This window comes from Sulfitobacter sp. HGT1 (genome assembly GCF_013282155.1).
In the GTDB taxonomy this organism is placed as follows: domain Bacteria; phylum Pseudomonadota; class Alphaproteobacteria; order Rhodobacterales; family Rhodobacteraceae; genus Sulfitobacter.
Window position 1 is genome coordinate 69,818 of record NZ_BLWI01000019.1, and the last position, 23,048, is coordinate 92,865.

Annotated in this window: 19 protein-coding genes; 15 read left to right on the forward strand and 4 right to left on the reverse strand. The window is 58.4% G+C overall.

The genetic code is table 11. The features are described from left to right. The first annotated feature begins 13 nt into the window (after positions 1-13). From soxC to HGT1_RS17490, 3 genes are all read left to right on the forward strand, one after another. Entirely contained in the window at positions 14-1,285 is a 1,272-nt protein-coding gene (soxC, locus tag HGT1_RS17480; protein WP_176251240.1) for a sulfite dehydrogenase, read from the forward strand. After that, the gene (locus HGT1_RS17485) at positions 1,269-2,327 is read left to right on the forward strand and encodes a c-type cytochrome (protein WP_176251241.1); all 1,059 of its coding nucleotides are present in this window, start codon (positions 1,269-1,271) and stop codon (positions 2,325-2,327) included. The genes soxC and HGT1_RS17485 overlap by 17 nt, the downstream gene beginning before the upstream one ends. Before the next feature lie 264 nt (positions 2,328-2,591). Beyond that, the gene (locus HGT1_RS17490) at positions 2,592-3,029 is read left to right on the forward strand and encodes a DUF302 domain-containing protein (RefSeq protein ID WP_176251242.1); all 438 of its coding nucleotides are present in this window, start codon (positions 2,592-2,594) and stop codon (positions 3,027-3,029) included. A gap of 3 nt (positions 3,030-3,032) precedes the next feature. Here HGT1_RS17490 and HGT1_RS17495 read toward each other — a convergent pair whose 3' ends face one another. Together HGT1_RS17495 and HGT1_RS17500 are read right to left on the reverse strand one after the other, a co-directional pair. Further along, entirely contained in the window at positions 3,033-3,977 is a 945-nt protein-coding gene (locus HGT1_RS17495) for an MBL fold metallo-hydrolase (protein ID WP_176251243.1), read from the reverse strand. Between the two features lie 2 nt (positions 3,978-3,979). Then, positions 3,980-4,891: an MBL fold metallo-hydrolase gene (locus HGT1_RS17500; protein ID WP_176251244.1), complete on the reverse strand. Its 912-nt coding sequence runs from the start codon at positions 4,889-4,891 to the stop codon at positions 3,980-3,982. 109 nt (positions 4,892-5,000) lie between these two features. Between HGT1_RS17500 and HGT1_RS17505 the strand changes: the two genes are divergently transcribed. The 5 genes from HGT1_RS17505 (at position 5,001) to HGT1_RS17525 (ending at position 12,655) form a co-directional block, all read left to right on the forward strand. After that, a complete protein-coding gene (locus HGT1_RS17505) occupies positions 5,001-5,885 on the forward strand; it encodes an MBL fold metallo-hydrolase (RefSeq protein ID WP_176251245.1) in 885 nt (294 codons plus the stop codon). 15 nt (positions 5,886-5,900) lie between these two features. Beyond that, complete coding sequence (locus HGT1_RS17510; RefSeq protein WP_176251246.1) at positions 5,901-7,580, forward strand: bifunctional protein tyrosine phosphatase family protein/NAD(P)/FAD-dependent oxidoreductase; 1,680 nt, start codon at positions 5,901-5,903, stop codon at positions 7,578-7,580. 93 nt (positions 7,581-7,673) lie between these two features. Further along, a complete protein-coding gene (locus tag HGT1_RS17515; RefSeq protein WP_176251247.1) occupies positions 7,674-9,395 on the forward strand; it encodes a SulP family inorganic anion transporter in 1,722 nt (573 codons plus the stop codon). Positions 9,396-9,501: 106 nt separating this feature from the next. Beyond that, entirely contained in the window at positions 9,502-11,070 is a 1,569-nt protein-coding gene (locus HGT1_RS17520) for a class I adenylate-forming enzyme family protein (RefSeq protein ID WP_176251248.1), read from the forward strand. 40 nt (positions 11,071-11,110) lie between these two features. Continuing rightward, positions 11,111-12,655 (forward strand): acetolactate synthase large subunit, encoded by a 1,545-nt coding sequence (locus tag HGT1_RS17525; protein WP_176251307.1) that lies wholly within the window; start codon positions 11,111-11,113, stop codon positions 12,653-12,655. A 72-nt stretch (positions 12,656-12,727) separates the two neighbouring features. Here the strand turns inward: HGT1_RS17525 and HGT1_RS17530 are convergent, their stop codons facing one another. Together HGT1_RS17530 and HGT1_RS17535 are read right to left on the reverse strand one after the other, a co-directional pair. Continuing rightward, the gene (locus tag HGT1_RS17530) at positions 12,728-15,160 is read right to left on the reverse strand and encodes a mechanosensitive ion channel domain-containing protein (protein ID WP_176251249.1); all 2,433 of its coding nucleotides are present in this window, start codon (positions 15,158-15,160) and stop codon (positions 12,728-12,730) included. A 342-nt stretch (positions 15,161-15,502) separates the two neighbouring features. Next, the gene (locus HGT1_RS17535) at positions 15,503-15,748 is read right to left on the reverse strand and encodes a YdcH family protein (protein WP_176251250.1); all 246 of its coding nucleotides are present in this window, start codon (positions 15,746-15,748) and stop codon (positions 15,503-15,505) included. A gap of 532 nt (positions 15,749-16,280) precedes the next feature. On the opposite strand from HGT1_RS17535, the gene hemP reads away from it, so the two are divergent. From hemP to HGT1_RS17570, 7 genes are all read left to right on the forward strand, one after another. Continuing rightward, on the forward strand, positions 16,281-16,445 hold the full coding sequence (gene hemP, locus HGT1_RS17540; protein ID WP_176251251.1) for a hemin uptake protein HemP: 165 nt from the start codon (positions 16,281-16,283) through the stop codon (positions 16,443-16,445). Next, complete coding sequence (locus HGT1_RS17545) at positions 16,442-16,912, forward strand: hypothetical protein (RefSeq protein WP_176251252.1); 471 nt, start codon at positions 16,442-16,444, stop codon at positions 16,910-16,912. Before hemP ends, HGT1_RS17545 begins: the two co-directional genes overlap by 4 nt. Positions 16,913-16,924: 12 nt before the next feature. Beyond that, positions 16,925-18,187 carry an imelysin family protein gene (locus HGT1_RS17550; RefSeq protein ID WP_176251253.1) on the forward strand — a complete coding sequence of 421 codons (1,263 nt, stop codon included), beginning with the start codon at positions 16,925-16,927 and terminating at the stop codon, positions 18,185-18,187. Between the two features lie 46 nt (positions 18,188-18,233). Further along, positions 18,234-19,238: a hypothetical protein gene (locus HGT1_RS17555; protein ID WP_176251254.1), complete on the forward strand. Its 1,005-nt coding sequence runs from the start codon at positions 18,234-18,236 to the stop codon at positions 19,236-19,238. A 172-nt stretch (positions 19,239-19,410) separates the two neighbouring features. After that, entirely contained in the window at positions 19,411-20,913 is a 1,503-nt protein-coding gene (locus HGT1_RS17560) for a di-heme oxidoredictase family protein (RefSeq protein WP_176251308.1), read from the forward strand. Then, positions 20,910-21,926 carry an imelysin family protein gene (locus tag HGT1_RS17565; RefSeq protein WP_176251255.1) on the forward strand — a complete coding sequence of 339 codons (1,017 nt, stop codon included), beginning with the start codon at positions 20,910-20,912 and terminating at the stop codon, positions 21,924-21,926. The genes HGT1_RS17560 and HGT1_RS17565 overlap by 4 nt, the downstream gene beginning before the upstream one ends. Before the next feature lies 1 nt (position 21,927). Continuing rightward, positions 21,928-23,001, forward strand: coding sequence for a DUF1513 domain-containing protein (locus tag HGT1_RS17570; protein WP_176251256.1), 1,074 nt, complete (start codon positions 21,928-21,930; stop codon positions 22,999-23,001). Positions 23,002-23,048 lie beyond the last annotated feature (47 nt).

Here is a 23,048-nt window from a genome sequence, read left to right on the forward strand (position 1 = left end):
GGAAGGTTTTGTCATGTCAGACACCTTTGAAGCAAAAAAACCAAACCGGCGCGCGTTTCTGCGCGGTGCCGCGACCGCAGGGGTTGGCGCACTTGCTGCCGGCGCTGCGCGCGCTGAGACACCTGATCCGCTGATCACCGAAACGCAGGAATGGGCACAGTCCTTTGGCGATGGCGTTGACGCCACACCTTACGGTTTGCCGATCCAGTTCGAAGGTGATGTGATCCGCCGCAATGTTGAATGGTTGACGGCCGATACTGTAAGTTCGATCAACTTTACGCCGATCCACGCGCTGGATGGCACGATTACCCCCCAAGGCTGCGCGTTCGAGCGTCACCATTCCGGTGCGATCGAGCTGAAGAAAGAAGACTACCGCCTGATGATCAACGGGCTGGTCGACCGTCCGCTGGTCTTTACCTATGCCGACCTCGAACGTTTTCCGCGTGAAAACCACACCTATTTTCTGGAATGTGCGGCCAACACGGGCATGGAATGGGCCGGCGCGCAGCTGAATGGTGCGCAGTTCACCCACGGCATGATCCACAACATGGAATATACCGGCGTGCCGCTGCGCACCCTGCTGGAAGAAGCGGGTTATGATACCGCGGGCAAATGGGTCTATGTCGAAGGTGCCGATGCATCGTCGAACGGGCGTTCCATCCCGATGGAAAAGGCACTGGACGACGTTCTGGTTGCGTTCAAAGCCAACGGCGAAGCGCTGCGCAAAGAGCATGGGTATCCTGTGCGTCTTGTCGTGCCCGGATGGGAAGGCAACATGTGGGTCAAGTGGATCCGCCGGATCGAAGTCACCGATGCCCCGGTCGAGAGCCGCGAAGAGACCAGCAAATATACCGACACGCTGGCCAATGGCATCAGCCGTAAATGGACGTGGGAGATGGACGCGAAATCCGTCGTCACCTCGCCCAGCCCGCAATCGCCGATCACTCATGGCAAGGGGCCGCTGGTCATCACCGGCCTTGCATGGTCCGGGCGTGGCGCGATCACCCGCGTTGATGTGTCCAAGGACGGCGGCAAGACATGGGAAACCGCGCGTCTTGCCAAACCCGGCGAGAAAATGGCCCTGACCCGCTTTTACCTCGATACGGATTGGGACGGCGAAGACATGTACCTGCAAAGCCGCGCGATGGATGAAACCGGCTATGTCCAGCCGACCAAAACGCAACTGCGCGACGTGCGCGGGCTCAATTCGATCTATCACAATAACTGTATTCAAACCTGGTGGGTTCGCCCGAACGGGGAGGCTGAAAATGTCGAAGTTTCTTAAATCAATCTCCATCGGTGCGGTTGCCACCTTGTTGGCCATGCCTGCGGCTGCGCAAACATTCGGCCTGGGCCGTGCTGCCCTGCCAGAGGAAATCGCCGCCTGGAATTTGGACATCCACCCCGATGGGACGGGCCTGCCTGACGGTCAGGGCGATGCAATCGAGGGCGAAGAAATCTTTGCCGCGAAATGCGCCGCCTGTCACGGCGACTTTGCCGAGGGCATTGATAACTGGCCGAAACTGGCGGGCGGTATGGATACGCTCGATCACAAGGACCCTTTGAAAACGGTCGGGTCATATTGGCCCTATCTGTCCACCAGCTTTGACTACATCCGCCGCTCTATGCCTTACGGCAATGCGGGGACGCTGACGGCAGATGAAACCTATGCGATCGTGGCCTATATCCTGTATTCCAACGACCTGATCGAAGATGATTTCGTGTTGTCCAAGGACACGTTCCTTGACGTCGAGATGCCAAATGCCGACGGGTTTATTGTGGACGACCGGATGGAAACCGAAGTCGCGATTTGGTCCGGCGAGCCTTGCATGACCGAGTGCAAGGACAAGGTCGAAGTGACCATGCGCGCGCTGGTTCTGGATGTGACCCCCGATGTGGACACAACCACAGCCGCAGCCGCTGAACCTGCTGCCACCGAAGAACCTGTCGCAGCCGCCGCCCAAGAGGAACCCACCGCAGAGCCCGTCGTCGCTGCTGCTGACCCGGCCTTGATCGCCGAGGGTGAAAAGGTATTCCGCAAGTGCAAAGCCTGCCATCAGGTCGGTGACGATGCCAAAAACCGGTCCGGTCCGATCCTGAACGGTGTGATGGGGGCATCTGCGGGCCATATTGATGGCTTCAAATACTCCAAAGCGTTGATGGGTAAGGCCGAAGAAGGTCTGGTCTGGACTGACGAAACCCTGGCAGAGTTCCTTGCCGGTCCCAAAGCCTATATCAAAGGCACAAAGATGGGTTTTGCAGGTCTGAAGAAAGACGACGAGATCAAAGCGGTCATCGCCTATCTGGCGACGTTTTCGGGCCAGTGATCCCGGCTGGCTGCCTCTGACATGTTGATCGCCACGGCCTTACCAAGCCCGTGGCGGTCGACCCTGGTTTCGATACCACAGATGAAATGGACCGGGCGATCCGCCTGCGCATTTTACAAAACCGACAAGCTTATAGTGCGACGCAACTCCACCTAGTCATAATGTATACTTGGTCGTCAGGCGAAATCACTGATAAGCTTACAAAATGGGACAGGCAGGACCATTCCGGCCCTGCGCCCCCCCACACCCGTAAGGATACATAAGATGAAACTTACCCTTGGTGCCCTTTTACTTTCCCTAGTTGCAACGCCGTTGTTGGCCCAAGATCAGTCGATCACATACCCTTTTGAAGGCAGTTTCGAAGACGCGACATTCGCGGTCGAAAACGCGATTATCGGCAAGGGGCTGGTCATTGACTATGTCAGTCACACTGGCGAAATGATGAACCGGACCGGTGCCGATGTCGGCAGCGATGTCGAGATTTTTGCAGCAGCGGATGTGTTCTTGTTCTGCTCTGCCGTCTTGTCACGCAAGGTGATGGAGGCAGACCCGTCGAACATCGCCCATTGTCCCTATGGCATCTTCGTCACGGATACGAAGGGCGATGTCGCTATTGGCTATCGCACCTACCCCGAAGGGCCGATGCAAGAGGTTCAGTCACTTCTGGATGAACTTGTCAAAACCGCCGTGGGCGGAATGTAGGGTTTACTCGAACTCCATCTGCTCGAACAGGCGACCGGCGTTTTTGGTGGCCAGTTCCTCGAAAGTATCCAGATGGGCATAGGGCGTTTGGTCGACGTAATAGGCGTCGGCCAGTGTCCCCCCCGCATCCAGATGCTCTCCGATTTTGCCGCGCAGATATTCCAGATACCCTTTGGTATAGCGCCGCACCTGCGCCATGTTCGTGGGGTGGCCGTGCCCGGGAATGACGTAAGTCGCACCAAGCGCCTCGAACGGGCCATCCCATGTTTCCAGCCATTCATCCGTCAGCGTATCGGGAAAAATCGGCAGCATGCGTTCGTGAAACGCGATGTCGCCCGCGATAACGAGGCTTTGTTCCGGCAGCCAGATTACAATATCGCCGGGGCTGTGCGAGGGGCCAAGATGCAGCGCCTCGATATGAAAATCCCCCATATCAACGATATATTCATCGTCAAAAGTTTCCGTGGGCGGGGTCAGTTCCGTGCCGTCAGCGCGTTCTTTCAACCGCTCTTGGGCGGCGCGCAGTGACCCGGGGCCTTCTTCCTCGAACGCCTCTGCGCCTTCGGTTTGGGCGACGATTTTCACACCTTGTTCGGCCCAATAGGTATTGCCCAGCATCGCGTGGCCTTGGCCGTTTTCGTTGAACACCAGCTTGACCGGTTGATCGGTCACGGCCTTGATCTCGTCATGCAGGGCTTTGGCCAGTTGGTACGACCCGCCACTGTTAATCACGATTACGCCGTCACCGGTCACAATGAAGCTCAGGTTGTTATTGTGCCCGGCGTTTTCATAGGTCGGCGGCGCGGTGGCCCCGATGGCGGAATACACATGGGGGATAAATTCGACCGGTTTGGAATAGAGAACCGAATTGGGATACTGATCCGCAATATCTTCGCTGGCCCAAACGGGCAGGGCGGCGAGGGCAAGGGCAAAGGACAGGGCGCGCATTTTCACAGCTCCGTCACAAAGGTAAAGCCGTCCGCGGCCTTGTCGATCCGGCCAATGCCGCCATGGCCCAAATGGAACCCGACGATCGGCGTGGCCGAAGCCACCAGATCATTGATCAGGCCAACCCGCGTTTTGGCCCCCAGCACGCGGTCTTGATCCGAACCGGATTCCCACGCGGGGCGGGCCAATGCGACATGGTCATTGCCAATGCTGTCGCCCACAATCATCACCGCACTGTTGCCCGCACGGACCTCGAACGCCATGTGGCCGGGGGTGTGGCCGGGGGTCATGCGCGCGCCGACACCGGGCACGACTTCGTCCCCATCGTTAAAAAATGTCATCTGCTCTGCAACCACAGCCAGACGCCGCTCGGCCCCGATCGCAAAGGCCTGACGGCCGCTGTCGATGGTGTTCACGGTATTCGGGTCCGTCCAGTAATCCCATTCGGCCTGTCCCATATAATGGGCCGCATTGGTGAACAGCGCATCGCCGAAATCATCCAGCACGCCCCACAGGTGATCGGGGTGGCCGTGGGTAAAGACCAGATCGGTGATGTCATCGGGGGCGACGCCAAGGGCATCCAGCGCGTCCAGCATCTTGCCCGCTGTGGGCATGAATTCGGAACCGGAGCCCGCATCAAACAGCACAACCCGCCCGTTGCCGCGCAAAAGGCTCAGGTTGCAGGGCGGCGTCAGCTGGTCGTATTCCTGACCGGCGCGTTCAAGGATCGGCATCAATTCGTCCTTGGGCATGGCATCAAAGATGAAGCTGCCGGGAAGCGTCAGATGGCCGTCACTGACCACATCAAGGGTCATGTCACCCACGGGGATCTGGGCATGTAGAAATCCCGGCACACCCATCATTGCCCCGGCTGCGACACCCTGCAGCATGAAGTCGCGTCTATTCGGAAACATATCCCACTTCCCTCTTTAAAAATTCCATAGTATGAATATGTCTTAAGGACCGCGGTAGTGCAAGCATTGTTCACGTCGCGTTTACCCGCCTGTAGAGGAGCATGTTTCGATGACAGACTATCCAGTAGATATGAGCGTTACCCCAGAAGTTTCAGGTCATTTCGACCCCGCAACCAACACGATCAGCTATATCGTGCGTGACCCAAATTCAACGTCCTGCGCGATTGTCGACTCGGTCATGGACATTGATTATGCGGCAGGCCGTATCACCTATGATCACGCCGACGCCCTGATTGCCGAGATCGAGAATAAGGGTCTCAAGCTGGAATGGATCATCGAGACCCATGTCCATGCCGACCACCTGTCTGCCGCGCCCTATATCCAGCAAAAGCTGGGGGGCAAGATCGGCGTCGGTGAAAAAATCATGGTCGTGCAGGAAACCTTTGGCAAAATCTTTAACGAAGGGACCGAGTTCGAGCGGGACGGGTCGCAGTTTGATGCCTTGTTCAAGGATGGCGATACCTACCAGATTGGCGGGATGAACTGTTTTGCCATGTACACCCCCGGCCACACGCCGGCCTGTATGGTGCATGTGATGGGCAACGCCGCCTTTACCGGTGACACGCTGTTTATGCCTGATGGTGGATCGGCGCGCGCGGATTTCCCCGGCGGCGATGCAGGGCAGTTGTATGACAGCATTCAAAAGGTGCTGAGCCTGCCTGACGACATGCGCCTGTTCATGTGCCACGACTATGGCCCCAACGGCCGCGATATTCAGTGGGAAACCACGGTGGGCGAAGAAAAAGCCCACAATATTCACGTGGGCGGCGGCAAAACCCGAGAAGAGTTCATCACCTTCCGCACTGAACGTGATGCGCAACTTGATATGCCCAAGCTGATTATCCCATCGCTTCAGGTCAACATGCGAGCAGGCCATATGCCGAAAGACAAAGACGGCAATGTGATGCTCAAAGTGCCCGTCAACGGCCTATAGGAAAGATCTGAAAACGTGGAAGTCAAGAAGCTCACGGAGCGTCTGTCGGTCAGCCCTCAGGTGCTGGCTGACGATATCGCCGACCTAAAGGCGCAGGGTTTTCGCGCTATTGTTTGCAACCGTCCTGATGGCGAAGGCACCGACCAGCCCACCTTTACCGAGATCGAAGCCGAGGCAAAAAAGCACGGCATCGAGGCGGTGTATATTCCGGTGGTCGCTGGCAAGGTTGTGGATACCGAGGCTGATGCCTTTGGTGCGGCCTTGGAGACACTGCCCGGTCCGGTTCTGGCCTATTGCCGCACTGGCATGCGGTCGGCCACGCTTTGGTCCTTGTCCCAAGCGGGCAAGACCGATCTGGCCAACATCCTGTCCAAGACCAAGGCGGCGGGCTATGACATGTCAGGGGTTGTGCGCCGCATTGCGAATGGCGGCAAGACGCCCACCGAGACGGGCGATGTGACCTTTGAGGTTGTGATCGTCGGGGCGGGCGCGGGCGGTATCGCCGCGGCGGCCAGCCTCAAGGCGCGCCAGCCCGATCTTGAAATCGCAATCATCGACCCTGCCGATGTGCATTACTATCAGCCCGGCTGGACAATGGTTGGCGGCGGCGTGTTCGACGCATCGCAAACGGCCAGAACGATGGCATCGCTGATCCCGCGGGACGTGCACTGGATCAAGGCAGCCGTCGCTGCATTTGAACCCAAGAACAACGCGATCATTCTGGATGGGTGCCGCGTGGTGAAATACAAGCGGCTGATCGTGTGCCCGGGCCTCAAGCTGGATTGGGGCAAGATCGAAGGGTTGAACCAAACGCTGGGTCAGAACGGCGTCACATCGAACTACCGCTATGATCTGGCCCCCTATACCTGGGAATTAGTCAACTCGATCAAATCCGGTCGCGCGATTTTCACGCAACCGCCCATGCCCATCAAATGCGCCGGTGCCCCGCAAAAGGCGATGTATCTGTCAGGGGATGCATGGCATCGCCGCGGTGTGCTGAAAGACATCGACATTCATTTCAACAACGCCGGTGGTGTGTTGTTCGGCGTCAAGGATTACGTGCCTGCGCTGATGGAATATGTGCAGAAGTATAACGCGCATCTGAACTATTTTCACAACCTTGTTGCGGTTGATGGCCCTGCCAAAAAGGCATGGTTTGATGTGGCCAAACCCGACACCCCGGTAGAGCGTGTCGAGATCGAATTCGAGATGATGCACGTCTGCCCGCCGCAGACGGCACCTGATTTCATCCGCGTGTCGCCCTTGGCCGATGCTGCGGGGTGGGTCGATGTCGACCAAGCGACTTTGCGTCACAAGACCTTTGATAACATCTGGGCGCTTGGTGATGTGATGAATGCGCCGAACGCCAAAACCATGGCCGCCGCGCGCAAGCAGGCCCCTGTCGTGGCTGATAACATCATCGCTGACATGGCCGGACATACCGCCAAAAGCCAATATGACGGCTATGGGTCATGCCCGCTGACAGTGGAACGCGGCAAGATTGTTCTGGCCGAATTCGGCTATGGCGGCGTATTGTTGCCCAGCTTTCCCAAAGCGGTCATCGACGGCACAAAGCCAAGCCGCGCGGCGTGGTTCCTGAAAGAAAAAATCCTGCCCCCGATGTATTGGCAAGGCATGTTGAAAGGGCGCGAGTGGCTGGCAAAGCCCGAAGCCCTGACCGCGAAGATTGATTAGGATCAAGCGCGACAGACCCCGCTTAGGGGATGAACCTAACAGGCCGGGGGCCCAACCCCGGTCTGCCACCCAATTACGAAAGTCGGCGCGACAATGCCCCAGAACCTGTCCAAATACCTGCCAATCCTAGACTGGGGGCGCAGCTATAACAAAACGGCCCTGTCCAACGATTTGATGGCCGCTGTGATCGTGACGATCATGTTGATCCCCCAATCACTGGCCTATGCACTGTTGGCCGGTCTGCCGCCCGAGGCAGGGCTTTATGCGTCGATTGTCCCTATCATTCTATATGCCATTTTTGGCACCAGCCGTGCCTTGGCCGTGGGGCCGGTCGCGGTTGTGTCACTGATGACGGCTGCGGCTTTGGGCAATATCGCGGATCAAGGCACGATCGGCTATGCCGTTGCGGCGCTGACGCTGGCGTTCCTGTCTGGTGCGATCTTGCTGGCGATGGGGCTTTTCAAGCTGGGGTTTCTGGCCAATTTCCTGTCCCATCCGGTGATTGCGGGCTTTATCACCGCCTCGGGTGTCATTATCGCGGCCAGCCAGATCAAGCATATTCTGGGCATCAGTGCGTCGGGTGAAAACCTGATCGAACTTATTCATTCCATTCTGACCCATCTGGGGGAAACCAACTGGATCACCCTGGTCATCGGTGTGTCGGCGACGGGGTTTTTGTTTTGGGTGCGCAAAGGGCTAAAGCCGCTTTTGAAATCCAAAGGGTTCAGCGCAGGTGCGGCAGATGTCGCGACCAAAGCCGGGCCAGTGGCTGCGGTCGTCCTGACAACCGTGGTGGTGTGGCTGTTCGGTTTGTCCGGTCACGGTGTGCGCATTGTGGGCGCAGTCCCGCAAAGCCTGCCGCCGCTTACCCTGCCTGATTTTTCATTCGATCTGATGGGCGCGCTGTTGCTGCCCGCGATCCTGATCTCGGTCATCGGCTTTGTTGAATCGATTTCGGTCGCCCAGACCTTGGCCGCGAAAAAGCGCCAGCGGATCAATCCCGATCAGGAACTGATCGGTCTGGGCACTGCCAACCTTGGCGCGGCCTTTACCGGCGGTTTTCCTGTAACGGGCGGTTTTTCCCGTTCCGTCGTTAACTTTGACGCAGGCGCGGAAACCCCTGCGGCGGGTGCCTTTACAGCAGTTGGTTTGGCCATCGCCGCCCTTGCACTGACACCGCTGGTGTTTTTCCTGCCGCAAGCCACCCTTGCCGCTACGATCATTGTGGCTGTGTTGACGCTGGTTGATTTCAGCATCCTCAAAAAGTCGTGGAACTACTCCAAAGCCGATTTCGCAGCCGTTCTTGCCACGATGTTGATCACTTTGGGCAGCGGTGTTGAATTGGGTGTGACCTGCGGTGTTGTGCTGTCGATTCTTCTGCATCTCTATAAAACCACCCGCCCTCATATCGCCGAGGTAGGGCAGGTGCCCGGCACGCAGCATTTCCGCAATATCCACCGTCACAGTGTTGAAACCGACCCGACTATCCTGACGTTGCGCATCGACGAAAGCCTGTATTTCGCCAATGCGCGGTTTCTTGAGGATTACATCTATGACCGGCTGGCGGGTGATCATGCGATCAAACATGTTGTGCTGATGTGTTCAGCCATCAACGAGATCGACTTTAGTGCGCTGGAATCGCTTGAGGCCATCAATGCGCGCCTCAAGGATATGGGCATCAAGCTGCACCTGTCCGAGGTCAAAGGCCCCGTGATGGACCGGCTGCAAAAACAGCATTTCATCGCGGACCTCACCGGCAAGGTGTTCTTGTCCCAGCACTCCGCATTCGATGCGCTGAAAAAATCCGCCGCCTAAGATACATCCATTTGCAAGTTTATTTCTGATCGCTACAACTGGTCCCGACATCCCCTGCGCAACAATGTTTCGCAGGGGGATATAGGAACCAGATCAGGAACAAGCGATGATACCGATCAACCCACCCGCACCCGCGATCACGCCCAACAAAACGATTGTCGAGGTCGTGCGCGCCAATGCCCAAGCCCACCCCGACAAACTGGCGCTGGTGTGCGAGGGGCAGCAGGTGAACTGGGGCGCGTTCAACACCCGGATCAACAAGATTGCCAATCTTGTCCTGTCGATGGGTGTGAAAAAGGGCGACAATATCGCGATCATCTCGCCAAACTCGATCCCTTATGCGGAACTGTTCATGGGTATCCTGCGGGCAGGGGCCTGTGTGACGCCGCTGTCGACGATGGCATCGCCCGAGGCATTGGAAAAGATGCTGACCGATTGCGGGGCCCGCGCGATTTTTGTGGCAAAGCAATATCTTGATCTGGTCCAAGGGTTCGTGACCGATCTGGATATCGCCCGCTTTGCGATTGATTTCGACGATCCCGCGTTCGACGCTTTTGACGCGGCGGTCGAGGCGGCGGATGATACCGACCCGAACATCCCGCTGGACATGTCGGATGCGTTCAACCTGATCTATTCGTCCGGCACCACCGGCACCCCAAAAGGCATCTTGCACAATCACTGGATGCGGGCCGCGCAGATGGACCGTGTGTCGCCCAACGGCTATGATGACAACGCGCGCACGCTGCTGTCGACGCCGCTCTATTCAAACACCACAATCGTATCTTTCCTGCCCACGCTTTATGGCGGATCGACCGTTTATCTGATGCCGAAATTCGACGCCCGCGGGTATCTTGAGATCGTTGAACGCGAGAAAATCACCCACACGATGCTGGTGCCTGTCCAGTATAAACGCATCATGGAAATCCCCGATTTCGACAGCTTTGATCTGTCCTCCATGCGGGTCAAATTTTCGACCTCTGCACCGCTGCGCGCGGATGTGAAGGCCGATGTGCTGGCGCGGTTCCCCGGCAAACTGCTTGAATATTACGGCCTGACCGAAGGGGGCGGTGTCACTGTTCTGAATTCGGCCGAGCATCCGGACAAACTGCACACAGTCGGGCAACCGGCACCCGGCAACGAAATACGCCTGATTGATGAGGCCGGGAACGAAGTCGCCCAAGGCCTGGTCGGAGAGATCTGCGGCCGCGGGCCCACCATGATGGCGGGGTATTTCGGGCGCGATGATCTGACCGCCGATTACATCTGGCGCGATGCCGGGGGACAGGTGTTTTTCCGGTCCGGTGACATGGGCCGCTTTGACGAGGACGGGTTTCTGATCCTGTCGGACCGCAAGAAAGACATGATCATCTCGGGCGGGTTGAACATCTATGCCGATGACCTTGAACTGGTGCTGCTGGCCGACCCCGATGTGACCGACGCTGCCGTGATCGGGGTGCCGTCCGATGCATGGGGTGAAACGCCCTATGGTCTGGTGGTGTTGCGCGACGGGGCCTTGCGCACTGCCGAACAGATCTGCGCCGATGCAAATGCCAAGCTGGGCAAAAGCCAGCGTTTGTCAGCGGTAGAGGCCCGCGAAGCCTTGCCGCGCAGTTCGATCGGGAAGATCCTGAAAAAAGAACTCCGCATCCCGTTTTGGGAAAATGCGAAAACCTGATCCAAAGGAATATGCCGTGACTACGCCAAATGATACGCCGATGAACGGCGCTGAAAGCCTTGTGAAAACCCTGCTCGATAGCGGGCTTGATACCTGTTTTACCAACCCCGGCACGTCCGAGATGCATTTCGTTGCCGCCCTTGACCATGTGCCCGGCATGCGGTCGATCCTTGTGCTTCAGGAAGGGGTCGCAACCGGTGCCGCTGACGGGTATTTCCGTCTGGCGGGCAAACCGGCCTGCACCTTGCTGCATCTGGGGCCGGGTTTGGCGAACGGGTTGTCCAACCTTCACAACGCGAAAAAGGCCGGGTCCGGCGTGGTAAATATTGTGGGCGAACATGCGGTCAGCCACATTGAACTGGACGCGCCCCTGACATCCGACATCGAAGGGATCGCGGCCCCCGTTTCCCATTGGGTGCATACGTCGCTGTCATCGACCGATGTCGGTGCGGATGCGGCAAAGGCGGTCCATGCCGCCAATGTGGCACCGGGTCAGGTAGCCACCTTGATGCTGCCCAGTGACACCGCGTGGAACGAGGGGGGCAAAGTCGCACAGCCGATCCCCGCAGCCCCCAGACCCGCCTATGACCAAACGGCACTGGAAAACGCCATCGCGGCACTATCCGGCCCCGACAGTTTGCTGTTGTTGGGTGGTGCGGCATTGGACGAACAGACCTTGGAAACAGCGGGGCGTATTGCGGCGAAAACCGGCTGTTCGTTGCTGTGCGAATGGGCCAATTCCAAGCTCGAGCGCGGGGCAGGGCGGGTCGTGATCAACCGCGTGCCGTACCCTATTGATCAGGCGCTCAAGGCGCTTGCGCCGTACAAGCGGATCGTTCTGGTCGGTGCCCGTGCGCCCATCGGGTTCTTTGCCTATCCGGAAAAACCCGCCATCCTGACGGCAGCGGGCACCGAAATCATCGATCTGTGCAAAACATCCCAAGACATCACCGCCGCGCTGGCTGCGCTGTGTGACGGGGCCGGTGCGCAGGATGCAGCACCCGCCAATGTCGCCGACGCTGTTGTTCCGGATAAACCGACAGGCCCGCTTGACCCCGATGGCATCGCCAAGGTTCTGGGGCGCATGATCCCCGAAAACGCCATTGTCGTGGACGAGGCGATTACCACAGGGCGGGCGTTCTTTCCCGTCACCGCAGGGGCAGCAAAACATACGTGGTTGAACAACTGCGGTGGGTCCATCGGCTATGGCTTGCCCGTTTCAATCGGTGCCGCGGTGGCGTGTCCTGATCGCAAGGTACTGGCCTTGGTCGGGGATGGCAGCGCGATGTACACCATTCAGGCATTGTGGACGATGGCGCGCGAACAGCTGGATGTGACGATCGTGATTTTCGCCAACCGCGTCTACAAAATCCTGCGCGGGGAATTGACCAATGTCGGTGTCAGCAATGCAGGCCCCAAGGCGATGGACATGCTGTCGCTGGATCGCCCGACGCTGAAATTCGTCGAGATGGCCCAGTCGATGGGTGTCGAGGCAACCCAAGTCACGGATTGCGAGGCGCTGGAACTGGCGATTGAAACCGGGCTGGCGACCAAAGGCCCCTATCTGATCGAAGCCGTGCTTTAAGCGAGCTTATGTAAGCAACAAAAAAGCCCCCCGCCTCCATAGGAAGCGGGGGGCTTTTTCTGTCGCGCGGGCTTAGCGGTCTGCGCCGCCCTCTGCATCATCCGCATCATCGCTGTCAGGCACATCATCGCTTTCGATCCGCTTTGTCTCGTGCTTTTTCGCGGATGACGTTTTTCGTTTCTCGGGGCCTTCGATCTTGAACGGTTGCGTGCTGCCGTCCTTGTTTTCGCCCAGCCAGATGGTTTGCTGCGGGAAGGGGATTTCAATGCCGCGTTCATCGAACACTACCTTGAGGTAGCCGTTGAAACTGCGGCCAATGCCCCATTGTTTGCCGGGCTCTGTCTTCATCCGCGTGCGCACAACGACGGCACTGTCGCCCAAGGATTGCACGCCGAACCATTCCAGCTCTCCCATGATGTTCTCGGCGACTTCGGGCTCGTTTGCGGTCATCCGCTCAAAGGCCTCGAACATGGCGTCCTTAGCCTCTTCGACGTTCTCGCGGTAAGCGATGCCCATGTCCGTCACCGTATAGGCAAAACCGCGCATGTAGTTGCTGACCATATCCACCGTGGAAAACGGGATCATGTGGAACGCGCCTTGTACATCACGCAAGGAAACCGACCGCACCGACAGCTTTTCGACGGTGCCGGTGGTGCCGCCAACGGTGATCACATCGCCCACGTTGATGACGTTTTCAAACTGGATGAAGATGCCGGTGATGATGTCCTGCACCATCTTTTGCGCACCGAAACCGATGGCCAGACCCAAAACCCCGGCGGATGCCAGCAGCGGCCCGATATCCAGACCGATTTCGCTTAGCACGAACATCAGCGTCAGGATCGCCAGCGCAATCGTTGCGGCATTGCGCATCAGCGTCAGCAATGTCGTCTCTCGGGATGTGGGGACAGCACCGTATTCGGGGTTCAGTTTGTAATCAACGAAAGACGTCAGCGCCAGCCAGATGGCAAAGGCGACTGTCAGGATCGCACCGACCGAGATCAGCGCGGTTGTCATCGCCAACCCGATCTGGCTTTCGAGCCAGCCCTTCAGGTCAATCATGCCGATGACATCCAGCGTGAACATCAGCACACAGATCAACAGCACCAGGCGCAGCAAACTGAATGCACGCGGCACGAAGGTGTTGATCCGGCGTTCGAGCAAGGGCAGCTTTTCGTTGATGTCTTGGGGCAGCGAAATCCCGCGGTGCACCGCACGGGCCAGCAAACCCGACAGCAGCGCGGCCAGAATGATCGCGGCCAGAATTTTCCCCGACCCGACAAGGGCGTTCAGCGTCACGTCCGCAGGCTGGGTCATCACCACAATGAACATCGCGGCGATATACCCCAGAACGATCCAGTGCCAGATCCCGGCCAGCCCGCGCAACAGGCGGATGATCGCGCCTTGCTTGCGGTGGTCTGTGATGACGGGTTGTTCGGCAGGGTCTGCGGCCAATTGCGGCTCTGCCTCGTCTTGCAGCCAACGGGTCACGTCAGCACGGCGGCGCAGCACGATATAGACCAGATACAACAGCACCAAGACAGACAGCACCGCAGACACGCCGGACCCGGCGGCTGTGTTGACGCTTTGGTTGATGATCGGCACGATCAGCAGCTGGCCATAGCCCAGAACGCTGACAACGATGCTAAGGTAACGCGTCAAAACCCGCGCTGCGAAATCGCTGACCGGCACAATCCGCAGACCCGAGGCAACGGGGGACAGGAAGGCGCGGATGATGACCTTGGTCAGTTCGACCAGCAGGAATGCGTTCAGATACATGGATTGCCGGATGCCGATTTGCCCGAAATCGCCGACAGCAAAAATGGTGATCAGATAGCCCGCCGCCCATGCGAAAATCACAATGAAGGCGTCCAGCAGGTTGGACCCGATGAACAGGCCGATCGACCCCAAGACCCCGACATCTTCGGCCTTGCGCCCCATCCTTGCGTATAGATGGCGGGCAAATCGGCGCAGAGTGACAAAAAAGAGGATGGTGATCGCGATGACCGTCAACAGCCCGGGGATCGCCTCAAGCAGCACCGAAAGCTCGGCCCCGCTCAGGCCGGAAAACACACCGCCGCCGCCCTTGAGAGACGCCCAGAATGCAGTGACTGTCCCGACGGTCTCTTGCCCCACTTCCTGAGTGATCAGCGCGATTTGCCGACCGATGGAAATGCCATTTTCATCCGCCGCATCAACGATGGCTTCCGGGGTGACAGGGGCCTCTGGTGTGGCGTCCGGTGTCACGGTTTTTTCCAGATCGGCAATCAGTGCGGCGCGGGCGGTGTCATCTTTGAGAACCTCAAGCAGGGTCGCTAGGGGCGTCTTGTCTGCCTCAGCGGGGCTTTCGGTGCTGGTCTCGCTGGCCTTGGTGGATTTGACGCCCGGATACAGCGATTGCGCCTGTGCGGCAAATGGTGCGAGGAAGAATAGCCCAAGGAGAAGAACCGCCCCGATAAGCTTCGGAATAATGCTCGAAGTGGCATCAGCTTTGGAAAGGTTCGTCATGGGGTCTCTTTTCTTAACAACTGTGGGCCCGACGGATTGCGTCTTGCCTACCCGCTTGAGTGGACTGACGTCTTATGGGGGGTGTTTGTTCCAAAGAAAAGTAAGTTGATTTGCATGATACCAAATGATTTCGACGCAAAAAGCCCGTTTTGATCCACAATCGACGATTTTGGCAGGGTGAATATTCACGGGCGCGCGCTGCAAACGGTGGCAGCAAACGCGGGGTGTTCGGTGCAGCCGGATGCCACTTGCAGGACGGTCGCAATGAAAAAGCGGGCGTTGGGTAAACGCCCGCTTTTCAGCTATCGGCGGTTTGCAATGGGTGGCGATCACCCCGTGCAGTTACGCCTTGTCTTTAGACAGGTAGCCAAAGATTTGATCCTTAAGCAGCATCCGTTCTTTGCGCAGTTCCAACAGATGTTCATCCGATGTTGGTTTCACATTTGTTTCGGCGGCATGTACGGCGCGGTTGGCCACGTGATATGCATCATGCAGCTTTTCGAAATGCGCATCGGTGCGGCAGAGTTCTTGCATCTTGGCGACATATTCAGGAAATTCCGCAGCAAGTTCATGTGGCGTATTCGACATTTACGATCTCTCAATTCAGGTTTGTGCGTGCTCTGCCCGACACCAGGTGAGGGTCAGAACACGGGTTAACTGGCGGCAGGCCCAGACAGTGAAACAAGGGTCATGATCCAAAGATCAAATCCCGTTTTGCGACGTCTTTGGGGGATTAACGCAAACGTCCACATGCCTGTTCTGCCAGTGAAAGGATGCCATGGTTTTAGGCCAGATACTTTGACCTGCATCAATTTTGACCAATGCGATCATAGACATGGCACCTGAATGGCCAATAATATTATACCCGACTAATTTTGTCGGGTTGACATACCCGACTGATTTAATCAGATATGGGGCCAGTCACGTCATTCCAGTACTGAATCGGTCTGGCCAAAGTTAAACTACGCGAGGTCCGCAAGATGCTATTCAAGACGCCACCAACTGCCGGGAACACCGGCTTGGCCCAACGTGTTGAACAGTGTTTGGCATCACGTCATGCCGCGTTCCGCTTTCAAATCTTGGCGGTTTCAGGCTGTGCCTTCATTGCGGCACAGCTGGCATGACCGTCGGACAATTGCCGCCGCAGGTCCCGCATACGCCTGCCTTGCCGACCTATAACGCCCGTGACCTGACGCAGAGCGGTGAGCTGGCGCAGATCGTTCTGGAAGGTCAAATCTATACCCTGCGGATCACGCGGGCTGGCAAGTTGATTTTGACGAAATGACACAGCCAGCAAATAATCGCGGCGGTGCGCCAGTCGGCTTTGTGATCGAACTGGATCAGATCGAAGCCGCTTCCGTCATTTTCCTGAGGCTCTGGTCAGACGGGCCTGATGCGCAAGCCAAGGTCTGGAATGACCTGTCAGCGGCACTTGGGCCCGATCGGGGCCGCAAGGCGCTTCAGTCGTTCGAACAACTGTGCAGCTTGTGCACCCGTTACGGGCGCAGACCGCTGATGCGCCATTCGGTCCAGTGCAAATGCCTTGGGGCTGATGAATCCTGCTTTGCCAACTTCATCGCATCGGCTGCGGATGGCGATCACGAAGATGCCATGTTGATTGCGACATTGCTGGTGCGGGCAGATGTGGCCCCGCTCATCCTGTCATGCGCTGTCGATTTCGGGCTGGCGCTCAAGCGGATGCATCTGACACCCGCGCCGACCCCGACACCTTGCACACCTACATTACACTAAAGGGACAGACCCATGAAAACGATGAAACTGATGACGGCTTTGGCCGCGGTCGCCTTGGCCACACCGGCACTGGCCATTGAAAAGACGGATGTGCTGAACACCTATGTCACCATCGCGGCCGCCAATTACCAAGACAGCCTGATTACAGCGCAACGCCTGCAAGCCGCCGTCAATACATTGCTTCAGGCACCATCCGCCGAAAACCTGACCGCAGCCCGCGCGGCCTGGCTGGCGGCGCGCATTCCCTATCAACAGACCGAAGTGTACCGCTTTGGCAATCCGATCGTTGACGATTGGGAGGGCAAGGTGAACGCATGGCCGCTGGACGAGGGGCTGATCGATTATGTCGATGCGTCCTATGGCGGGGCATCGGACGAGAATGAATTCGCGGTTCTCAACGTGGTTGCCAGCCCCAAATTCACATTGTCCGGCGCGGAAATTGATGCAACCGACATCACGCCCGAATTGCTGTCAGACACCCTGCACGAGGCGGACGGCGTCGAATCCAACGTGGCAACCGGATACCACGCGATTGAATTCATGCTCTGGGGGCAGGATTTGAACGGCAATGACCACGGCGCGGGCAGCCGGCCCTGGACAGATTACGCCATGGGTGATGACTGCACCAACGGCAACTGCGACCGCCGGGGCGCATATCTGAAAGCGGCGACTGATCTGCTGGTATCCGACCTGGAATATATGGTCGCGCAATGGGCCAATGACGGTGCCGCGCGCACCACGCTTTTGGCCGATACCGATGCTGGGCTGGCGGCCATGCTGACCGGCATGGGGTCGCTGTCCTATGGCGAACAAGCGGGCGAACGGATGCGCCTTGGTCTGATGCTGAACGACCCCGAAGAAGAGCATGACTGCTTTTCCGACAACACCCACAACAGCCATTATTTCGACGGTATGGGCGTTCAGAACGTCTATCTGGGTGAATATGTGCGCGTTGATGGCACGCTTGTGACGGGGCCGTCCCTGTCTGACATGGTCGCCGAAACAGATGCCGCCCTTGACGCTGAAATGCAGGGCAAGCTGAGCACAACAATGATGGCGCTTGGCCGGATCAAAACCGCCGCCGAGACTGGTTTTTCTTATGACCAGATGCTCGGGCGCGGCAATCAGGGCGGCGAGGCGCTGATCATGGGCGGTGTAAACGGCCTGATTGATCAAACCCGATCCATTGAACGGGTTGTTAAGACCCTTGGCCTTGATCAAATCGCGTTCGAGGGGTCGGACAGCCTTGATGACCCTAACGCGGTTTTCCAGTAATTCCATCCGTCAGTCAAAAATAATCAAGAATCTCAGGACAATAACAATGAAAACGACACTCGTTTTGGCAACGCTTTGCGGCGTTGCTTTGGCAAGCACTTCGGCAGTCGCACAAGACTCCGGTTTCGAATGGGAAGGCCGCATCGAGATCGGCGTTGACAGCACGCTATCATCAGATGACCCGACCGCGGAACTGACAGACGCCTATATCTTGATCGAGGCCGCGTTCGAGGCGGCATTGACCGACCGCATCAAGGCCTTTGGTGGGCTGACGTTTGAATCGGTCTCTGACCCGGTCGCCAGCCGCCAGTTCGGTGACTTGGGGCTATATGTCAGCGAATTGGGGCTGCGCTTTGATCTGGGCGGGGCCGTCGTCTCGGCCGGTAAGATGAGCCCGATCTTTGGTGTGGCGTGGGACGCGGCACCGGGCTTTTATGGCACATCGCTGGCTGGTGATTACGAACTGGCCGAGATGATCGGCCTGACCGTTGATACACCCGTGGCCAGCACCGGTGGCGTGCTGTCCTTTGCGGTGTTTTATGCCGATGACAGTTTTCTCAGTGACAGCATCGGGTCCAAGCGTGGCCGTAATTCTGTTGCCGCTGGCGGGGTCGGAAACACCGGCAAGCTGAACAACTTTGCGATCCAGTACAGCCAGGAATTTGGCGAAACCACCGCATGGATCGGCGCGCGGCAATTGTCGGCAGGGGTTGGCGATGTGTCGGATGAAACCGGCGTTGTCGGGGGGCTGGCCCATGATTTCGGCAACGGCTTTGACGGTATCGTCGAGGTCGCGCATTTCAACGGTGCGGGTGGTCTGGACCAAAACGCGACCTATGCGACTTTGGGCGGTGCCTATGGCACGGGCGATTGGACGTTCTCGTCGACTGCGACGCTGGTTGACACTCAAAGCGGCACCGACAGCATGATCGCCCTTGGCGTTGATCGTGCGCTGTCCGAACGGGCCGAAATCAACTTTGGCCTGGCGCGTTTTGACGTGGGCGGGGTCAAATCGACAGCCGCGGGTCTGGCCGCGGTTGTATCGTTCTAATCAGGCGTCGATGTTTGCCTGCACCAAAACCACCTGTCAGATCGGGCCAGACAAGGTCGATCCCGTCTGGCAGGTGAATGGGCGGGCAATCCTCATTTGAAACAAGAGCAGTGAACAAGAAATGCCCGACTTGTCAGTTCAAAAAACAATGATGCTTGGATGTGGGGCGGTCATGGTGGTGGTTCTTGGGACCGCCGCCATTGCCGGTGAAAAATCATGGAACCTTGGTGATCCGCATTTGAATGTGATCCCCAGAACCGCGCAAGAAACCGCGCGCATCGCGGCAGTGACGGCCCTGACCTCTGATTTCTCGGCCCCCCAGCGGTTCGAAGACAAACCCGCCGGTGCCGCCACAGTGCGCGCGCGCAGGGATGCGGATGCTTTCTCGCAACCGTCCGGCAACATCAGTTTCAAAGACGAACTGACCTTTAAAATGGGCAACGGATTGTTCCGCAAGCTCTGGGTGTCCTCGCCGTCCTCGACATTGGCATCAGACGGGCTGGGGCCATTGTTCAATGCGCGGTCCTGCCAGCGCTGCCATTTGAAAGACGGGCGCGGACATCCCCCCGAAAACGCGCAGGACAACGCGATTTCTATTTTTCTGCGCGTGTCGATCCCCGGCACCCCCAATGACGCGATGGCTGATATCCAAGGGTATTTCGCGACCCTTCCTGACCCGACCTATGGCTCGCAGTTGCAAGACTTTGCCGTGCAGGGGCACAAGGCGGAATACAGCCTTGGCATCACCTATCACGAACTGCCCGTGACATTGGCGGACGGCATGGTCGTCACCCTGCGTGCGCCGACATATTCGGCCGATCATCTGGGCTATGGCCCGTTGCACCCCGACGCGATGTTCAGCCCGCGTGTCGCGCCGCAGATGATCGGCCTTGGTCTGCTCGAGGCGATCCCCGCGCAGGATATCCTTGCGGGCGCTGATCCCGATGATCTGGACGGCGACGGCATTTCCGGTCGCCCCAATGTGGTGATGTCGTCGGTGCACACCCAGCCGATGTTGGGCCGTTTCGGGCTCAAGGCCGGGGCCGCCACCATTCTGGAACAATCGGCTGCGGCGTTTTCCGGCGACATAGGCATTTCATCGCCCTTGCACGTGGCGGGGGCAGGGGAATGCACAGCGGCGCAAAGCGTTTGCCAAGATGCCATTCACGGCGACAGTGATGACCGTGTGTACGAGATCGACGCCGAAGGGCTGGATCTGGTGGCTTTCTACAGCCGCAATCTGGGCGTTCCAGCGCGGCGCGGGGCGGATGACCCTCAGGTCTTGCGGGGCAAGAGACTGTTCTATGAAACAGGCTGCACGGCCTGCCACACACCCAGCTTTGTGACCCACCGACTGGCAGACCAACCAGAGCAAAGCTTTCAACTGATCTGGCCGTTTACCGATATGTTGCTGCATGATATGGGCCCCGGCCTTGCCGACAACCGCCCCGAGGCCCGCGCATCGGGCAGCGAATGGCGCACCCCCCCATTGTGGGGCATCGGCCTGACGCAACAGGTCAGCGGACACAGCTATTTCCTGCATGACGGGCGCGCGCGATCCATTCTTGAGGCCGTGCTGTGGCATGGTGGCGAGGCGCAAGCCCAACGTGATACTGTGATCGAGATGCCAACCAAAGATCGTGACGCCCTTATCGCCTATCTGGAGAGCTTATGAAACGCATTCTATTGACCGCATTGGTTGTCGCAGCACCTTTTGTGGCGGCTGCACAATCGAGCGATCCGGTGGCGGCCAAGGTGATCGACACGCATATCCTGCCCCGGTTTGAAACCTTGGCGGACACCTCGGACCAGTTGGCCCAGGCGGCCACGGCCGATTGCACGCCAGCGTCTGAACCCTTGCGGGCGGCCTATGGCGATGCGTTTGACGCGTGGGTTTCTGTCAGCCACTTGCGCTTTGGCCCGACAGAGGTGAACGACCGCGCCTTTGCCTTGGCGTTCTGGCCGGACAGTCGCGGTGTCACCCCCCGCACGTTAAGCACCCTGATCGCAGAGCAGGATCCGGTGATCGCCACGGCACAGGAATTCGCCAAAGTGTCGATTGCTGCGCGCGGGTTTTATGCGCTGGAATTTCTGCTTTATGATGACGTGCTTGGCGCGGCTGGCGACCCTGCCTATCACTGCGCATTGGTGCAAGCCGCCGCCGCAGATATCGCCGTGACAAGCGCTGCAATCCTGACCGATTGGCAGGAAGATTACGCGGCCCGCTTGCTGAACCCCGGCCCAACCGGCACATACCGCTCGCAAGAGGAAGTCTTGCAAGAACTGTTCAAAGCGTTGACGACCGGATTGGAATTCACCTCGGATACGCGCTTGGGGCGGCCCTTGGGCAGTTTTGACAGGCCCCGCCCGAACCGTGCCGAAGTCTGGCGCTCGGGCCGGTCTGCGCGCCATGTCGCGCTCAGCCTCGAGACGCTTGAAAACCTGATGGTACTTTTGGCGGGCGGCAATGCCGATCTGGTGGCACGGTCCGAACAGGCGTTCGATACGGCGCTGTCGCAGATCGAAGCTCTGGACGATCCGGTGTTTGCAGGGGTAGCCGCGCCACAGTCGCGGTTGAAGGTCGAAGTCGTGCAGCAATCTGTTGATGCCATCCGCGATATCGCCCGTCAGGAACTGGGGCCGAGATTGGGTGTGGCAGCAGGCTTTAACGCGTTGGACGGAGATTGATATGCAAGCCAACCGGCGGCGGTTTTTAGGGGGCTTGCTGGCAGCAGGTCTGGTCCCGAAACCCACTTGGGCGGATGCGGGCGGCCCGGCCTATCTGGCCGCAGCGGCAAAGCCTGACGGGTCATTTGCCCTGTGCGGGATCGGCGCGGCGCTGGATATTATCTTTGAAATTCCACTGCCCGCGCGGGGCCATGCCGCCGCAGCCCATCCGACCCGCCCCCAAGCCGTTGCATTTGCGCGGCGGCCGGGCACCTTTGCGATCGTGATTGACTGCGCGTCAGGCGCGGTCAAGGCAGAGCTTCATTCCCCGCAAGGGCGGCATTTTTATGGGCATGGGGCGTTTTCCCAAGACGGCGACTGGCTGTTTACAACCGAGAATGATTTCGAACTCGGGCGTGGACGCATTGGCGTTTGGGACGTCAACAAAGGCTATACCCGCGCCGGCGAAGTCGACAGCGGCGGGGTTGGGCCGCATGATATCAAGCGGCTGCCCGGATCGGATATTCTGGTCGTTGCGAATGGCGGGATCGACACCCATCCCGAATCAGGGCGCGTGAAACTGAACATCGCCACGATGCAGCCCAACCTGACCTATCTGGATCAGGGCGCAATCATCGAGGTCGCAAAGCTGCCAGCCGAGATGCACAAAAACTCGATCCGGCATTTGGCCATCGGGCCAGACGGGCAGGTGGCATTCGGGATGCAATGGCAAGGCGAAGGTGAGGCCGCAGCGCTTGTCGGGCTGCACCGGCAGGGTCAGGCGATTGACCTTATTCACCTCGCCGAGGATCAGGCCCGCAGGCTGGATGGCTATATCGGCAGCATCGCCTATTCCCGCAACGGCAAGGTCATCGCCGTGACATCACCCCGCGGCGGTGTTTTGCATCTGTATGATGCGGAACGGCTGGTGCTGGATCAGGTGTACGGGATGCAGGATGTTTGCGGTGTCGCAGCCCGGGATCGCGGGTTCGCGATAACGTCGGGCACTGGCGACATCGGCAGTTTTGCGGGCCAGGGTCCGGTCCTTGCGCATTCGGATGCGCTGCGGTGGGACAATCATCTGGTCGAGGTGTGACCGGTAGCTGGAAACCGGTCGGCGCAGAAAAATGGCGGGGCCATGTG

Excerpts from the sequence above, each read along its gene's own strand:
- HGT1_RS17550 (WP_176251253.1), top strand. The coding sequence starts at position 16,925 with ATGAAAACGATGAAACTGATGACGGCTTTGGCCGCGGTCGCCTTGGCC.
- HGT1_RS17485 (WP_176251241.1), top strand. The coding sequence starts at position 1,269 with ATGTCGAAGTTTCTTAAATCAATCTCCATCGGTGCGGTTGCCACCTTG.
- HGT1_RS17560 (WP_176251308.1), top strand. The coding sequence starts at position 19,411 with ATGGTGGTGGTTCTTGGGACCGCCGCCATTGCCGGTGAAAAATCATGG.
- HGT1_RS17535 (WP_176251250.1), bottom strand. The coding sequence starts at position 15,748 with ATGTCGAATACGCCACATGAACTTGCTGCGGAATTTCCTGAATATGTC.
- soxC (WP_176251240.1), top strand. The coding sequence starts at position 14 with ATGTCAGACACCTTTGAAGCAAAAAAACCAAACCGGCGCGCGTTTCTG.
- HGT1_RS17520 (WP_176251248.1), top strand. The coding sequence starts at position 9,502 with ATGATACCGATCAACCCACCCGCACCCGCGATCACGCCCAACAAAACG.
- HGT1_RS17565 (WP_176251255.1), top strand. The coding sequence starts at position 20,910 with ATGAAACGCATTCTATTGACCGCATTGGTTGTCGCAGCACCTTTTGTG.
- HGT1_RS17530 (WP_176251249.1), bottom strand. The coding sequence starts at position 15,160 with ATGACGAACCTTTCCAAAGCTGATGCCACTTCGAGCATTATTCCGAAG.
- HGT1_RS17545 (WP_176251252.1), top strand. The coding sequence starts at position 16,442 with ATGACACAGCCAGCAAATAATCGCGGCGGTGCGCCAGTCGGCTTTGTG.
- HGT1_RS17490 (WP_176251242.1), top strand. The coding sequence starts at position 2,592 with ATGAAACTTACCCTTGGTGCCCTTTTACTTTCCCTAGTTGCAACGCCG.
- HGT1_RS17555 (WP_176251254.1), top strand. The coding sequence starts at position 18,234 with ATGAAAACGACACTCGTTTTGGCAACGCTTTGCGGCGTTGCTTTGGCA.
- HGT1_RS17515 (WP_176251247.1), top strand. The coding sequence starts at position 7,674 with ATGCCCCAGAACCTGTCCAAATACCTGCCAATCCTAGACTGGGGGCGC.
- hemP (WP_176251251.1), top strand. The coding sequence starts at position 16,281 with ATGACCGTCGGACAATTGCCGCCGCAGGTCCCGCATACGCCTGCCTTG.
- HGT1_RS17500 (WP_176251244.1), bottom strand. The coding sequence starts at position 4,891 with ATGTTTCCGAATAGACGCGACTTCATGCTGCAGGGTGTCGCAGCCGGG.
- HGT1_RS17505 (WP_176251245.1), top strand. The coding sequence starts at position 5,001 with ATGACAGACTATCCAGTAGATATGAGCGTTACCCCAGAAGTTTCAGGT.
- HGT1_RS17570 (WP_176251256.1), top strand. The coding sequence starts at position 21,928 with ATGCAAGCCAACCGGCGGCGGTTTTTAGGGGGCTTGCTGGCAGCAGGT.
- HGT1_RS17525 (WP_176251307.1), top strand. The coding sequence starts at position 11,111 with ATGAACGGCGCTGAAAGCCTTGTGAAAACCCTGCTCGATAGCGGGCTT.
- HGT1_RS17495 (WP_176251243.1), bottom strand. The coding sequence starts at position 3,977 with ATGCGCGCCCTGTCCTTTGCCCTTGCCCTCGCCGCCCTGCCCGTTTGG.